The organism is Pseudoalteromonas sp. S3260 (assembly GCF_005886925.1).
Lineage (GTDB): Bacteria > Pseudomonadota > Gammaproteobacteria > Enterobacterales > Alteromonadaceae > Pseudoalteromonas > Pseudoalteromonas tetraodonis.
The window spans coordinates 1-15,290 of record NZ_PNCV01000035.1 but is presented as its reverse complement, the minus strand read 5'-3'; the positions used below and the strand labels follow the sequence as shown (position 1 = coordinate 15,290).

Sequence of the window (15,290 nt, the reverse complement as noted above, 5' to 3'; positions counted from 1 at the left end):
AAAAAAATTGTAACTATGGCTTAATTAATAAAAAAGGGGGCTTATTCGGCCACCCTTTTTTACTAGTTTATTGATTTTGCAATTATTTTGCTGGCAGTACCGTACTCTCCACGGAGCCGAAGCCAATACGTGCAAAACCTTCTTTTTCACACCAGCCACGCATTATCACGTTGTCGCCGTCTTCCAAGAAGCTACGCTGTTCGCCGTTGCTTAAGGTGATTTTTTCTTTACCACCACGAGAAAGCTCAAGTAATGAACCTGCTTCTTCATGAGTTGGGCCTGATTGCGTTCCAGAGCCCAGCATGTCGCCTGGCATAAAGTTACAACCGTTTACCGTATGGTGAGTCACCATTTGTGCCACAGTCCAGTAAGAATGCTTAAAGCTAGATTTAGATACTTGTGTTGGGTTGTAGCCTTCATCACGCATTTTTTGCGTTTGAATTTTAACATCCATTTGAATATCAAATGCGCCTTGATCACGGTTAGCCGTTGATTCTAAATATTCCAATGGTTGCGGATCATTTTCATCACGCGTCCAGCTTGTTCTAAATGGTGCAAGTGCTTCGGTAGTTACAATCCATGGTGACACGGTTGATGCAAAGTTTTTTGCTAAAAATGGACCAAGCGGTTGGTATTCCCATGCTTGTAAATCACGTGCTGACCAATCATTGAAAACACAAAAGCCAAACACATGTTTTTCAGCATTTTCAATGGCAATAGCATCACCCAGCTCATTACCCTTACCCAAGTAAATACCCAGTTCAAGCTCGTAATCAAGACGCTTACACGGACCAAATGAAGGTACTTCTGCGTCTGGCGCTTTAGTTTGTCCTTTAGGGCGATGGAACTGCTGACCAGATACGCCAATAGATGACGAACGACCGTGATAACCAATCGGTACCCACTTGTAATTCGGTAGCAGTGGGTTATCAGGGCGGAATAAACTACCTACGGCCGTAGCATGATAAATCGAGGTGTAAAAGTCGGTGTAATCGCCAATGCGACACGGCAGAGCAAATTCAATCTCGCTTTGCGCAATAAGTGCGTGTGTAAGTTGTTCTTGATGCTCATAACCTTCACGTAATGCTTTCGATAATGCTAAACGTAGGGCTGACCAATATTGCTCACCCAGACCCATAAACTCATTTAGTGTAGGATTACTTGCTGCAGCAATGGCGACTTGAGCATCGCCACTAAAAATAGCGAGTTCATTTACTTTTGCTAAATCAATAACCTGATCGCCAATGGCAACCGCGCCTCGGAAAGCTTCGTTGCTATTTTTGCGACGTACTTCGGCAAAAGGTAGATTTTGGATAGGGAAGTCACATTGTGCATCATTCGCTGATGCAACCCAGCTAGTTAAATTTATATCATGGGTTTCGTTAATTAAACTCATTACATTTCCTTTGGTTTAGTTGGTCGCGCATATCAATTTATTAAATAAGAACATAGCACCAGCAAGTTTTAAATATCTACTAGTTATATGGTGATGAAAAGCGCGATTTAAACACGCAAAGAGAGATAAGCTCTCTTAGTTACGATTAAACGACAAAAGCAGCGAAATACGCTGCTTTTTAGAGTCATAATTTTAATTATAAAACGCCGCGACGTTCTTGATCTCGCTCGATTGATTCGAACAGCGCTTGGAAGTTACCTTCACCAAAGCCACCATCGTCAACACGTTGAATCATCTCAATGAAGATAGGGCCAAATAAGTTTTTAGAGAAAATTTGCAATAAGTAGCAATCTTCGCTTTGGCTATCAACCAGGATTTGATGCTCACGAATCTTTTCTTTGTCTTCTTTAACCCATGGTACACGGTCAAAAATAGTATCGTAGTACTCAGGGATAATATCTAAAGTGGCGATAGTTGATTTATCTAACTTATCAAGTGAACTCACTAAGTCGTCAGTTAAAAAGGCTAAATGCTGTACACCTGGACCATTGTATTCACCTAGGTATTCATCAATTTGGTTATTGTCGTTACCTTTACCTTCATTGATTGGAATAGAGAAAGTGCCACAAGGTGATTTTAATGCATAAGAGAGCAAGGCTGTTTTTTGGCCTTTAATATCAAAGTAGCGCACTTCGGTAAAACCAAACACGTCTTTATAAAAGTTAGCCCATGTTTCCATTGTGCCTTTATATACGTTATTGGTTAAGTGGTCGATACGTAAGAACCCTTTATCATTAACGACGTTTTGCTCAGCTAAATCTTCAAAGTCGTTTGCGTAGATAGAGCCTTTATCGCCAAACTGTTCAATAAAGTATATTAAGCTGTCGCCAATGCCGTAAATAGCAGGGTACGGTAAGTCTTTATTTGCTGCATCAGTAGCAGGCTTAGCGCCACGCTCAACCGCTGCTTCAAACGCCGCTTGAGCGTTCTCTACGCGCCAACCCATAGAACAAATTGCTGGGCCATGATTTTTAGCAAATTCAGCTGAAAAACCATCGCGTTCATTATTTAGTAAAAAATGAATATCGTTTTGGTTGTAATAAACAATGTCTTTACCTTTGAATTTTTTTAACTTTGAAAAACCAAAATCGGTAAACACTTTATCCATGTAATCGGCATCGGGTGTTGCGTACTCGGTAAATTCAATACCAACCAAACCTAAAGGGTTATTTACTTCACTCATTATAATTACTCCCGCAATTAAGCACTGCGATTATTAGTTATCGTATTGCCTGCATGATTAACCAGATTGGTGTTTTGGGGAAGAGGGTGTTGTTATTTAGTAAATAGCGCGTGTGTAAATTTTACGAGACGGTTATCAAAGTATGTTGTTTATTTACATACGAGCAGGTGAAAGTAAAAATTAGGTAGCGAGATAAAAGAGCAGGTTTTCTTGTTAAATTATTGATTATTAATATTTTAATTTAATTTATTTATATGTGTTTTTAGTTTTTTTGCGCTAAAAAAAGTGCGGTTTTTGTATTTTATTATTTACACTTTTAATGAGTTTGGTTAGCTGCGATATATAAAATCAAAGAGTATTGATGGTTTGCTGCTATAAACTCGTTTATGCACAGTGATGAGGTATAAATAATAAACGGCTGAATGTAAAAATTGTGTGGTTTAATCTAGCGGCCATAAAAATACCCCCTGCAGTTAACTACAGGAGGTATTTGATATCATTTATCAAAGCTCATAATTACGCGTGTGATAAATCTAAATTATTGTGTTGGTGCGGTTTGTTCTAAACCTTGTTTTTCCCATATTTTAGCTTTAAAACTCATCAGCACTAAGATGATACCTACACCGATACTAAATAAGGCAATTTGTAGGTAAAGGTTCGGGATTTCTTCAACATTGTTAGGATCAAAGTTACCAGCAAGTAATCCTGAAATAACGTTACCGATAGAATATGTAAGTACGAATACCCCCATCATTTGACCAGTAAAGCGGCGAGGCGATAACTTACTTACAGCGCTCAATGCAACTGGGCTTAAACAAAGCTCACCCACTGTGTGTAAGAAATACGTAGTAACAAGCCAATAAGGTGCTACTTTTAAGCCTTCAGCGGCATAGTGTGCTGCCATAAACATTACTAAAAAGCCTGAAGCCATAATAACGAGGCCCAACGCACATTTTACGCTGTAAGTAGGCGAGACCATTTTTTTAGATAAATTAATCCAAAAAGCGGCAAAGAATGGCGATAGCGCAATAATGAACAATGAATTTAGAGATTGGAACCAAGTCGTTGGAATTTCAAATGTGCCAACCAGACGGTCTGTGTAGTCACGAGCAAACAGATTTAATGAAGAACCGGCTTGTTCAAAGCCAGACCAAAAACAGGCTGAAGCGACACAGACTAAAAATAGCGCCCACATTCTTTGTTTTTCAGCATCGGTTAGTTTGCCTTTGAAGTATATAAGGCCAAAGTAAACGAAAAAGATAACAGTAAATATAACTGCGGTGTACCCTGCAACAATCGATGGGTTAATGACAATAGCACCTGTCATCGCAGCAGCGGTAACACCGGCGGTCGCGATAACAAATGCAGCAATACCGCCCCATGCGCGCGAAGTACCTTTAGGGCTTAATGGGTTAGCAGGTAATGCGCTGTGATCTGGTAAGTTTTTAAGTGTGCGCTTGTATTGAATTAAACCAATACCCATACCAACAGCCGCGGCACCAAATGCCCAGTGCCAACCTACGTTTTCCATAAAGTAACCACACACGTAGTAACCAATTAAAGAACCTAAGTTAATACCCATGTAGTAAATAGCGAAACCACCATCACGGCGCTCATCTTCGTCAGTATAAAGCTGACCAACCATGGCACTGATATTAGGTTTAAGTAAACCAGTACCTGTTGCAACAAAGATCAAACCAATGAAAAATGAATATTCATGTGGCACGGCTAAGATAATATGGCCACACATGATAATAATACCGCCATACCATACTGCTTTTTGGCCACCAAACAATCTATCTGCTAACCAACCACCAGGTAAACCTAAAAAGTATACTGAACCTGTGTATAAGCCATAAATTGCAGCAGCAGAAGCAACGGTAAATCCTAGGCCTTCTTGTTGTAAACTTGCTGTCATAAATAATACGAGCATCGCTCGCATACCGTAGTAACTCATTCGTTCCCACATTTCTGTGAAAAACAGGGTTGAAAGTCCTTTAGGGTGACCAAACCAGCCACTGTCAGAATTTGAACTCATATTTACTTCCTAATTCATTATTGTTTTGATGACCTTGTGGTTTTTTATTTAGCTAAATTTTTACTCATAAAAAGTATAATAAATGCTCGATCATCAGTGTTTTTTATGCAGCTAAGGTAATGGTTTGCTAAACGCAGCTATACGTTTAGGTAAGAGTCACACCCTTATCCTAGTTACAATTGCGCCTAAGTATACATAGACCTTTGTGCGAGGGGAAGCGTTGAGCGCGCTATCATACATCGGTTATGTAATTGTTAAATACCAGTGTGTGAACCCCTATTTGCTGTAGTAAACACCTAAACTTATCAAAAAATATCTTTAACATCATAGGTAACATTGTCATACCAACGTTATCTTTAACACTGTTTAAATACAGCTTGAAAAATAAATAAAAGCTTGTTTTACGGGTAGTTACAGCTACTAAATTTTTAATAATAGTTAACCTTTACTACTTTAATTTAATAATCACCACTTAGATTAAACATGGGCGAATATTGGCGTATGGACAGTAATGATTCGCTCATTGCAGCATATAATTTATACAAGGCCAGCTAGACTAAATTGAGTTGCAATAACCCCGACTTTTAGTGAACAGCCAAACTTGAATGCGTTAAGTGCTTGAAAAAGCCCTCTAGTTAGTAAAAAACATTTTTTCGTCCAAATTTCTTTACAATAAACTATGCTCGAAAACAGAGTTAGCGTATTATTCACGCCAACTAGTTTTTACTTACCTGAGGGTGTATGCGTTTAGATATTCACTGTGCAGACCGAGTTGGTATTGCTCAAGAGATTCTTAATATTTTAGTTAGCTACAATGTTGACTTAAAGGGGATTGAAGTCGACTCAGTAAATTGTCGTATGTATGTGAGTTTTCCTGAGATTGAATTTGAACAATTTCAAAAAATCATGCCGTCTATTCGCTTAATCGATGGTGTACATGATGTACGCACAACCGCGTTTTTACCGTCTGAACGTGAGCACAACGAACTTAACACCTTATTAAGAGCACTTCCTGATGGCGTTATATCTATTGATGCTAAAGGGTGGGTGCGCCTGTGTAACGACGCAGCCTGCAAAGATTTACAATTAACAGAAAAAGAAGTCACCGGTGCTAATATTAATAATTTGCTCAAAGGCTTTAACTTTACCCGTTGGTTAGAGGGCAAAGAAGTACTGGGGCAAACCACGCGTGTTGAAGTAGCAGGTGAAGATTTTATTGCAGATATTCTGCCTATTGCGGTCCCTCAAGGCAGCGAAGGCGATGTGTTAGCGGGCGCGGTAATTAATATAAAATCGCAAAGCCGTTTAGGTCAGCAAGTGAGTGCTTTTAGGCGTTATGGCCAAGAAAGCTTCGCGACTATTCACAATTTTAGTACGGCGATGCGTCGTGTTGTACGCGAAGCGCGAAAAATGGCGCAACTTGAAGCTCCCATTCTTATTACGGGTGAAACGGGGACGGGTAAAGAGTTGCTAGCACGAGCTTGTCACTATGCATCTAACCGCTCAGTAAAACCATTTATTGCTTTATCGTGTGCCTCATTACCAGATGATGTTGCTGAGTCCGAACTATTCGGTTACGCCGGGTATGAAGAAAACGCAGCCCCTAAACGCGGTGTACTCGAACAAGCGGATGGTGGAACGGTATTTTTAGATGAAGTAGGTGAAATGTCGACGCAGCTACAAACTAAATTGCTACGTTTTTTACAAGACGGTACATTTAGAAAAGTTGGCGACGAAAACGAAGTTAAAGTGAACGTGCGTATTATTGCTGCCACGCAAAAAGATTTACCAGCAATGGTGCAAGAGGGCGTATTTAGAGAAGATTTATACTACCGAATTAATGTATTAACACTGGAAATTGCGCCGCTTAGAGATCGTAAAGCGGATGTTGGGCCACTTGCTGAACACTTTATTCAAAAATATGCGCAGCAAAATGGCCATACAGTCCCCGAGTTATCTGAAGAATGTTTAACGTTTTTACAAGATTACCCATGGCCTGGCAATGTACGCCAATTAGAAAACGCGATTTACCGTGCGGTATCGTTGTTAGAAGACAGTGAACTGCGCGTTGAACATTTACAGTTACCCACGTTTACCCATGATTTAGGCTATTTAGAGTCTGATTTTGAGGGCTCGCTTGATCAAGCAGTTAAGCGTTTTGAAGCCACCTTACTGCGTAAGCTTTATCCTGCCTATCCTAGCTCTCGTCAGTTAGCTAAACGCTTGGGATTAAGTCATACTGCAGTGGCTAATAAATTGCGTGATTACGGCATTAACCGCAAAACGGTTAAAGTTTAAAGATAGATACCCAAATATCCTCATTTAATGATTGATTCCTTGGTTTAAAAACAACCAAAGGAGTCAATCGCTATGATACACTGATAAAAACTCAACTGGTAAGACCTCTACTGTGAACTTATATTTTAGACTACTGCTGTTATTTTTTAAAATTAAACGTAATCGTGACTATCAATCGCTGTTAGATACGGTTGATATAGACTACAAAGCATTACCAAGTGACTGCGATATTAATTTGCATTTAACCAATTCACGCTATTTAGCGATGATGGATTTATCGCGTACCTGGATGACTGAACGGGTTGGTTTGCTTAAGCAAATAATGAAACGTCGTTGGTTTCCTATTGTTAATGCGACAGCTATTACCTACATCCGCGATATTAAGCCAATGCAACGTTTTACTATTAGTACGCGTTTGGTTGGCTGGGATCATAAATACTTTTATATTGAACAAAAGTTTCATTCAGAGCGTGGCTTACATGCCATTGCTTATGTGCGCGGCGTGTTTAAAAGTAAGAAAGGGGTGGTCAGTGTTGAGCATATGCTCGAGGTTGCAGGCTTTGACGGGGTTGCCCCCATTTTACCGGCTGAAATAATTCACTGGAAAGAAATGCTTGAGCAAAAAAAAGTAAATAACTTACCTCGCTAAACACAGGCAAAAAAAAAGGCCTAACGGCCTTTTTAACACACACATAAACGTTATTAGAACGAGTATTTAAGACCAAACATAGCTACAACAGGGTCAAGTGACACGGTTGATGTTAATGCTTTTGCGCCATTAGCATAAACAGTCGCATCAGTATCAATATCCATGATAGATACCATAGCGTGTAGGCCCCATTTTTCATCAATCTTGTAGTTAGCACCTACTTGAGCAACAAAACCAAATGAATCATCTAGTTTTACTTCTACATCGTTAGTTCCTAACGTTGCTTTAAGTGCTGCAGAAGGCTGTTCGTCAAAGAACGTCGTATAGTTAATTCCCACACCTACAAACGGACGAAGTGCATAGCTGCTATCTAAAAAGTGGTACTGTGCAACCAGTGATGGTGGTAAATGTTTAATATCAGCAATTTTATTACCAGCTAAACCACCAGTACCTTCTACATCATGAGAAAACGGCGTTGCTGCAATAAGCTCTAATACCCATTGGTCGTTAAATGCGTAATCTACAGTAATACCTAACTGAGTATCTGAGTCGCCTTTTAAGCCTAGAGTAGGTGCTTCGTTAATTTTTGAACCATCGTTATCTGGATTAACATTAATTGCGCCAACATTAACACTAAAGTTAGCGTGTGCTGCAGGAGAAAGAGCCAGTAAAGAAGTAAGTATTGCAATGCTTAGTTTAGTTTTCATGTTGTTCTCCGTGAACTACTGTGTGACTATTTGTTGATTGAGGCTATTATTGCTCGAGGTTAAAAATAAAAACCTGTTCTAGATCAAAGTTTCAAAAGCGGATGAGTAAAGAGCCTCTATTTATTGATTTAGATTAAACTTTTACTTAATTAGTGCTTAAAAATTATTGACTGATCACTTAAATACAAGCCACAAACGAAGTATTCATAATATAATCAGCTAGTTTTGTTAAACTAAGGCTATGTTCACGGTTTAATAAAAGTAAGCGACCTCATGACTCCCTCTGGTCAACTATATCTTCAAGGCTCCATTGCTAAATCGCTGTTGAAATTAGGTATTCCTATTATCCTCATTAATATATTGCAGTCGGCTTATCAGCTTACGGATGCATTTTGGGTTGGGCGATTAGGAGCAGCCCAAGTCGCTGCAGTGTCTATTAGTACCCCGATCACTTTTTTAGTCATTGCTATAGGCTCTGGGCTTGCAATGGCCGGTGCTATATTATCGGCGCAATACATGGGCGCAGGTCAGCAAGATAAAGTGAACCATGTTGCAGCGCAAACGGTGTTAATGGTTGCATTTACCGCCTTAGTGTTAGGGCTCTTAGGTTATATACTTTCCCCATACTTTTTAAAACTGCTAGGCGTTGAGCAGGCGGTTTACAGTGATGCGCTTAAGTTTATGCATGTGTCCTTTATTGGCGTTATTTTTGTGTTTATTTACGCCATGTTCCAATCGCTAATGCGGGGCATTGGGCAAACTAAAGTACCTTTAATCATAGTTAGCACCACCGTGCTACTTAATTTTATTCTCGACCCCTTATTTATTTTTGGTTACGGCCGCTTTGAAGGGCTTGGCGTTATGGGCGCTGCGCTGGCGACTTTGGTTACACAAAGTTTAGCGGCGCTTGCGGGCATTATTATATTTTTACGCGGTCGCCATGGCATTCAATTACAGCTAAAAAGTTTTTATCCCGATTGGCAATATATGAAACGGGCTTTTTTCTTAGGGGCGCCTGGCTCTATTGAATTATCAACACGTGCTTTTGGCTTGATCATCATGTCATTTTTAGTGGCAAGCTTTGGAACCGTTACTATTGCGGCTTATGGCGTGGGCTCTAATATTTTGCAAATGGTGATGATCCCTGCCATGGGTTTATCAATGGCGGTATCAACCTTGGTGGGGCAAAATATGGGCGCCGGAAATATTAAACGGGCTGAGCAAATAACGAAGCTTGCCAGTATGTGGGGATTAATAGGCCTTTCTTTTGTTGGGGTATTGCTTACGTGTATGCTGATACGCTGGTGGCATTTTTTATTCCCGAAGATAACAGTGTAATAAATAAAGGCGCGCAGTTTGTTCAAATGATGTGTTTAAGCTGGGGGGGAATTGGTGTTCAGCTTTGTATTGTTGCTGCTTTTCGTGCCTCTGGGAATATGCTTAATGCCATGATTATCGCGTTATTATCACAATGCGTGGTGCAGTTTCCTGCCGCTTATATTCTTTCTAATCACACTTTGCTTGGCGATCAGGGAATATGGTATTCGTTTGCAATTACGAACATAACCATCGCACTGATAGCGTTCGCCTGGTTTATGCGTGGCGCATGGAAAAAAACCAGATTAACCAAAGAAGATAAACACATTGTGCAGGTGACACGAGAAACATTAATAGAAGAGGGCACACGTTAGCCTGTATTTTCATAATGCGGTCATAAAAAGTCGTTGTAATAAATACACTGCTAAAACGAGGTGTGTTTATTATGACAAAAGCTATCAACAAAAAAGTACCCGCGCCGTACTTAACTATTCCACAGTTAAAAAAGCTCACTCACTTACAAACGCTGATCCGATTTAAGTCAATTACGCCTAATTCGGCAGGTGGTATTGAGTGGCTGGCACATCAGCTAACTAATTTAGGTTTTAGCATTGAGCAGTTTAGTGCCCATAATGTCAGTAATTTAATTGCTAAAATATCTTTTGGAGCAGGTCCTGTGGTGGCATTTTCTGGTCATATTGATGTGGTCCCTGCTGCGCAAGGTGGCTGGTTAGCTGATCCGTTTGATGGAAAAATAATTAATGATGCGATTTATGGGCGTGGTGCCGCCGATATGAAAGGAGGCATTGCAGCCATGCTCAGTGCAACGCAGTCGTTAATACATAGTGCGCGGCAAAAGCAGGGCACCTTGTATTGGTTGATCACCTCTGATGAAGAAGGTGAGGCAGAGCATGGCTCAGTGTTGATTGCGAAACGCCTAGCACAACAAGGTGTTGTACTTGATGGCTGTATTGTTGGTGAGCCTACAAGTCATTTGCAAGTGGGCGACACCATAAAAAATGGCCGACGTGGCGCGCTGTCAGCGCGTTTAACTATTCAAGGAAAAGCAGGACACGTGGCCTATCCTGAAAATACCATCAATGCTGCGCATATCAGCGCTGAAGTAGTAAATAGATTAACCCAAATTGATTGGCTTTTAGATGAGCCAAGCTCAAAAACAAGCTTGCAAGTTACCGGTATTAATATTGATAACGTGCTTGATAATTTAGTGCCTGCTCAATGTGATATTACGTTTAATATTCGCTACAGCCATGGGTATAAAAGTACAGATGTGAAACAGCTGGTACTTACTGCACTGAATGATTTAAACGAATATTTAACGGTGCAATGGGAGCGTCCATGTGAACCTTATTATACAAGCCATAGGGCAGAGCGCTGCTTACTCGCCCAGCTAGAGCAGGCAATATTTAACGTGACAGGAAGCTATCCAGTACTTAGTACCAGCGGCGGGACTTCAGATGGGCGGTTTTTTGCAAGTAAAAACACGCAAGTGATAGAGTGCGGGGTTTTAAACCAGACCATTCATCAAGTTAATGAACATGTGCCCATTAGCGACTTGTTACAAATAGAGAAAATATACACCCAACTATTAGTACATATATTTACTCAGTCTAATAATCAGGGGATTTGATAAATATGAAATTGCCTAAGTTTAAGTATTTAAGTTTAAGCGCCCAAGCTTAGGCGCTTAAGTTAATATTTTAACGGCAAAACTCAGTTTATTGAGGCGGTGTCTTGCGCTCCCAAATAGCGTTTTGCTTTACTCGGTTTTACTTTCTCAAGGTCGACCAATACCAACCCATCAATACAATTATTAAATTGCGGATCAATACTAAAACTTAAAAACGTTACTCCATTTGGCTCACATAGCTCGGTATATTGTTTAAATAGTGTGGGTACATGGGTGCCCATATTAGCCAGTATGTGTTTAAGTTCTACAAAGTCTTCTTTGATGTTGTTACCCATAAAAAAATTAGTGCATTGAATCTGCTGCTCACGGGTATGACGAAAAGCATTGTTAGGCGTTGCGAGTGATTTTTCAGAGCCATAATAGTGCTGATAATAATGCACCAGTAAGGATTTTGCTTGCTCTGGCAGTGCGTTTGACACACTCACGGCACCAAATAAGTAACGATACTGAGGGTAGCGGTTAATAAAGGCACCAATGCCATACCATAAGTAGTCGAGGCTTTTTCTGCCCCAGTATTTGGGTTGTACAAAACTACGGCCTAATTCTATGCCTTGCTTGAAGTATGGCGTCATCTCTTGGGTATAATTAAATAAGCTATCGGTATAAAGCCCACGTTGAGAGTGCTGTTCAATCACATCCTGCGCGCAGGCTAATCTGTAAGCGCCAACTAGTTCGAGTGATTGTGCATCCCATAAGACTAAGTGTTGATAATGCATATCGTATTTGTCTATATCACGGCGATTTCCACTGCCTTCACCTACTGCACGAAAGGCAATTTCCCGTAAGCGACCCAGTTCACGAAATAACGGTGAGCTGCCTTGGTATTGGTATAAATAAATAACCATGCCATCACTGGTTTTACCTAAATGTTCACAGCTTTCGATGGCTTTTTTTAATTCTTTTTTACACTCTGGTGAGGCAATAGGGGCATGAGTTTTTAGTGGCAGTGTTTTTTTAGTGGTTAAACGGTACAGCTGTTTTCGTATAAGCTCGACAACTTCCTTGTCTTTTAAATCGGGTATTAAATAAGATTCAGGAGCAATGGAGGCGCCTATTTCAAATTCGAGCGATTTTTGGCGCTGTTTAAACATTTCTTTGACTAGTAATAGACTGGCAAGCGGTTTATATAGCATAGAGGCACCGTAAAAAAGCGGGCTGTTTCTGGCTTTTATATGTATGGGTAAAATTGGGCTATTGGCTTTTTTAGCGATACGTAAAAACCCGCTGTTCCATTTACAGTCTTTGATCCCTGTTGGTCGAAGTCGAGAAACTTCACCCGCAGGGAAAATAAGTAATGCTCCTTCATTTTTTAAATGCTGGTGGATATTACTAAGCTCTTGTTTTTTACTTTGCCCCGACAAATTATCAACGGGTAGTAATAATGAATGCATTGCATCAACGGTCATTAGCATTCGGTTAGCCACGACTTTTAAATCAGCACGCACCGTCGATAACACATTAATTAATGCAAGCGCATCTAAGGATCCAATTGGATGATTAGCAATAATGACAATTTTCCCTTCACTGGGAATATTTTCTATTTGTTTTGCTTTGTATCGAGTGTCAAAATCAAGTTCATCAAGTACTTGCTCGACAAATTCTATTCCTTGAAGATGGGGATAAGTTGTTGCAAAGTTTGTAAACTCTTGTTCATGTAATAAGTAGCTAAGGCTCTTTTTTACCAGTTTTTTTATTTTAAATGAGTTAGTTAACTGTGGTAAGTTAGTCGCAATTACTTTATCTACACTGATCATACGCACCTCTTTTTTATACTAGGCTAAAGCCAATATGTTTAGCTTAGAGTGCGGATATGACAATACGCGGTCAGTTGTGTGACTTTTTAAAACCGTTTACATACTATTGAATTGAACCATATCAGTACTATTATTCAGGGTTACTTTTTAAGGAATCATCATGTCAGTTTTGGTGGCTATAACAGGTCGAGACAACACAAAATTAATAGCAAAAATGAAATCACGATTGCCTAGTATTCGAATTGAAGAACTTGATGATTGCCAAAATTTAGAGAGTGTAGAGTTCGTTTTAGCGTGGAATGCGCCTGCATCACTGTGGCCCACGTTACCAAACTTAAAGGCTGTGTCATCGTTTGGCGCTGGCGTTGATAGCATTGATTTAAGTTTATTACCTGCGGATGTAGAGGTCGTGCGTATTGTTGATAAACAGTTAGCCAACGATATGGCTGAATACGTACTTACCCATGTATTAGCACAAAAATTGCGATTAAAAGAATATGCAATAAAGCAACAGCAAAGTATATGGAAACCTAAAAGAGCGCATAAACATAATCAAGTAAGCATTTTAGGGTTTGGCGAACTAGGTCAAGCATGTGCACATAGGCTGGTTAATAACGGTTTTAACGTAAATGCTTGGAGCCGAAGCCCTAAAACATCAAACATTGCGACACTCTATCATGGTGATGACGGCTTAACACAGATGCTTGCGCAAACCGATTATTTAGTATGTTTATTACCGCTTACCAGCAGTACCCAAGGCATTATTAATAAACAGTTACTTGAGCAACTGCCTGAACATGCTGTGGTGATTAATGTGGCCAGAGGTGGGCATATAGTAGAAGCTGATTTACTTGATGCACTTAACAATACACGTATACGCGCAGCAACGCTTGATGTGTTTGCCAGTGAACCACTGCCAAGCGAACACCCTTATTGGTTGCATCCAGGTATTACTTTAACACCGCACTGTGCTGCGTTGTCAGATCTGGATAGTGTTATTGAACAAATAGCAGAAAACATTTTGCGTTTAAAAGCGAAACAGCCATTAATAAATTGCATTGATAAGCAGCAAGGTTATTAGTTAGCAGTTGTTGGCCTTCAAGGATTAACATTTGTTTAATTTTTAACAGAAACAGCTTGTTAACATTTGTAATTTTTATTATTGTTAAAAACAGTTATACAATAATAAAAAAATAGGATGAATTATGAAACCCAATCAAGGGGGCGCAAAAATTAGCATCGTGGTTGTATCTATCATTATATTAGGAATATCTGCCTGGTTTAATCAAGCCAATGCGGCAGCGCTGCTGATCTGACTCTTATTTTCACAGCAAGATTTAGCTACGCTTGCTGTGTATTTCTCTGTTTTGATGCTTTTTATCATCACTTTTCTTCAATAAAACATAAGTCGCACCACTTCCTCCATGCTGCCTAAGTGCAGTATGAAACGCTAAAACGCATGGAATTGTTTGTAACCACTGATTTACGTAACTTTTTAATATCCCTGGCTTGGTTTTATTTTTAATACCTATGCCATGGCGAACGAGTACCATTCTTATATTTCGCTGATGGCAGTCTTGAACAAAGGCTAATAATGATGCGTGTGCATTTTTTAAAAGTTGCCCATGTAAATCAAGCGTCGCATCAAGCTGATATTTCGCTAATCTTACATTTTTAAAAACCGCGCTTTGTACACCCTCTTTTTTAAAGCTTAATATGGCAAGTGGATCGAGTAATTCAAGTGGTTCATCCAACGGATTGAACTGTTCAGAGATTAAATCTGATTGTGCTGCTTTATTTTTTTCTTGCTGGGCGATGACCGCTTTATGGTTTTTAGGTGGTAAGGTCACAGTGTCATGCGTTATGGGGGTAACATCTTCCATAGAAGTTAAGAATAAATCGAAATCTGACAATGGCATGGGCTTATCTCAAATTAGGCAAGGGTCTGTTGACCTTTGCGGATTAAAATTTGTTCAAACTAGAGGCGGTTTAATCGCGGCGCGAGGTTTGTAACCTAGTGGGCTAAGTAAAAACCGAGCAACAAAGAGTAAATCGCCCCTAGGCAGAACCCAAAGGGCAGCGCCTGTTTGGCATTGATGCTGCGTTATCACCTATCTATGGGGAATACCACACCACATAGGCTCTGCCTTGCCTAAATACCAAACAGACTGCTGCAA

10 protein-coding genes and 1 pseudogene are annotated in these 15,290 nt (G+C 39.9%); 5 read left to right on the top strand and 6 right to left on the bottom strand.

Annotation, left to right across the window (positions count from 1 at the left end; translation table 11 throughout):
* Window positions 1-82 precede the first annotated feature (82 nt).
* The 3 genes from fahA to CWC14_RS06260 all read right to left on the bottom strand — a co-directional run bounded on the left by fahA (window position 83) and on the right by CWC14_RS06260 (window position 4,677).
* A complete protein-coding gene (fahA, locus tag CWC14_RS06270; RefSeq protein WP_138561904.1) occupies window positions 83-1,396 on the bottom strand; it encodes a fumarylacetoacetase in 1,314 nt (437 codons plus the stop codon).
* A gap of 196 nt (window positions 1,397-1,592) precedes the next feature.
* Window positions 1,593-2,639 carry a 4-hydroxyphenylpyruvate dioxygenase gene (hppD, locus tag CWC14_RS06265; protein ID WP_016899429.1) on the bottom strand — a complete coding sequence of 349 codons (1,047 nt, stop codon included), beginning with the start codon at window positions 2,637-2,639 and terminating at the stop codon, window positions 1,593-1,595.
* 538 nt (window positions 2,640-3,177) lie between these two features.
* Window positions 3,178-4,677 carry a peptide MFS transporter gene (locus CWC14_RS06260; protein WP_013464455.1) on the bottom strand — a complete coding sequence of 500 codons (1,500 nt, stop codon included), beginning with the start codon at window positions 4,675-4,677 and terminating at the stop codon, window positions 3,178-3,180.
* Between the two features lie 741 nt (window positions 4,678-5,418).
* Here CWC14_RS06260 and tyrR point away from each other — a divergent pair.
* Window positions 5,419-6,975 (top strand): transcriptional regulator TyrR, encoded by a 1,557-nt coding sequence (gene tyrR / locus CWC14_RS06255; protein WP_013464456.1) that lies wholly within the window; start codon window positions 5,419-5,421, stop codon window positions 6,973-6,975.
* Between the two features lie 112 nt (window positions 6,976-7,087).
* Entirely contained in the window at window positions 7,088-7,624 is a 537-nt protein-coding gene (locus CWC14_RS06250) for a thioesterase family protein (protein WP_016899430.1), read from the top strand.
* A gap of 53 nt (window positions 7,625-7,677) precedes the next feature.
* Here CWC14_RS06250 and CWC14_RS06245 read toward each other — a convergent pair whose 3' ends face one another.
* Window positions 7,678-8,331: an OmpW/AlkL family protein gene (locus CWC14_RS06245; RefSeq protein WP_013464458.1), complete on the bottom strand. Its 654-nt coding sequence runs from the start codon at window positions 8,329-8,331 to the stop codon at window positions 7,678-7,680.
* A gap of 273 nt (window positions 8,332-8,604) precedes the next feature.
* On the opposite strand from CWC14_RS06245, the pseudogene CWC14_RS06240 reads away from it, so the two are divergent.
* Window positions 8,605-10,022 (top strand): annotated as a pseudogene (locus CWC14_RS06240) (MATE family efflux transporter).
* Between the two features lie 71 nt (window positions 10,023-10,093).
* Window positions 10,094-11,299 (top strand): succinyl-diaminopimelate desuccinylase, encoded by a 1,206-nt coding sequence (gene dapE / locus CWC14_RS06235; protein ID WP_138561902.1) that lies wholly within the window; start codon window positions 10,094-10,096, stop codon window positions 11,297-11,299.
* 83 nt (window positions 11,300-11,382) lie between these two features.
* On the opposite strand, the gene olsF is transcribed toward dapE, so the two are convergent.
* The gene (gene olsF / locus CWC14_RS06230) at window positions 11,383-13,113 is read right to left on the bottom strand and encodes a bifunctional ornithine lipid synthase OlsF (RefSeq protein ID WP_138561900.1); all 1,731 of its coding nucleotides are present in this window, start codon (window positions 13,111-13,113) and stop codon (window positions 11,383-11,385) included.
* 160 nt (window positions 13,114-13,273) lie between these two features.
* Here olsF and CWC14_RS06225 point away from each other — a divergent pair, with 160 nt between their 5' ends.
* Window positions 13,274-14,194: a 2-hydroxyacid dehydrogenase gene (locus CWC14_RS06225; RefSeq protein ID WP_076921490.1), complete on the top strand. Its 921-nt coding sequence runs from the start codon at window positions 13,274-13,276 to the stop codon at window positions 14,192-14,194.
* 256 nt (window positions 14,195-14,450) lie between these two features.
* Here CWC14_RS06225 and smrA read toward each other — a convergent pair whose 3' ends face one another.
* Entirely contained in the window at window positions 14,451-15,032 is a 582-nt protein-coding gene (smrA, locus tag CWC14_RS06220) for a DNA endonuclease SmrA (protein WP_076921492.1), read from the bottom strand.
* Between the last annotated feature and the right edge of the window lie 258 nt (window positions 15,033-15,290).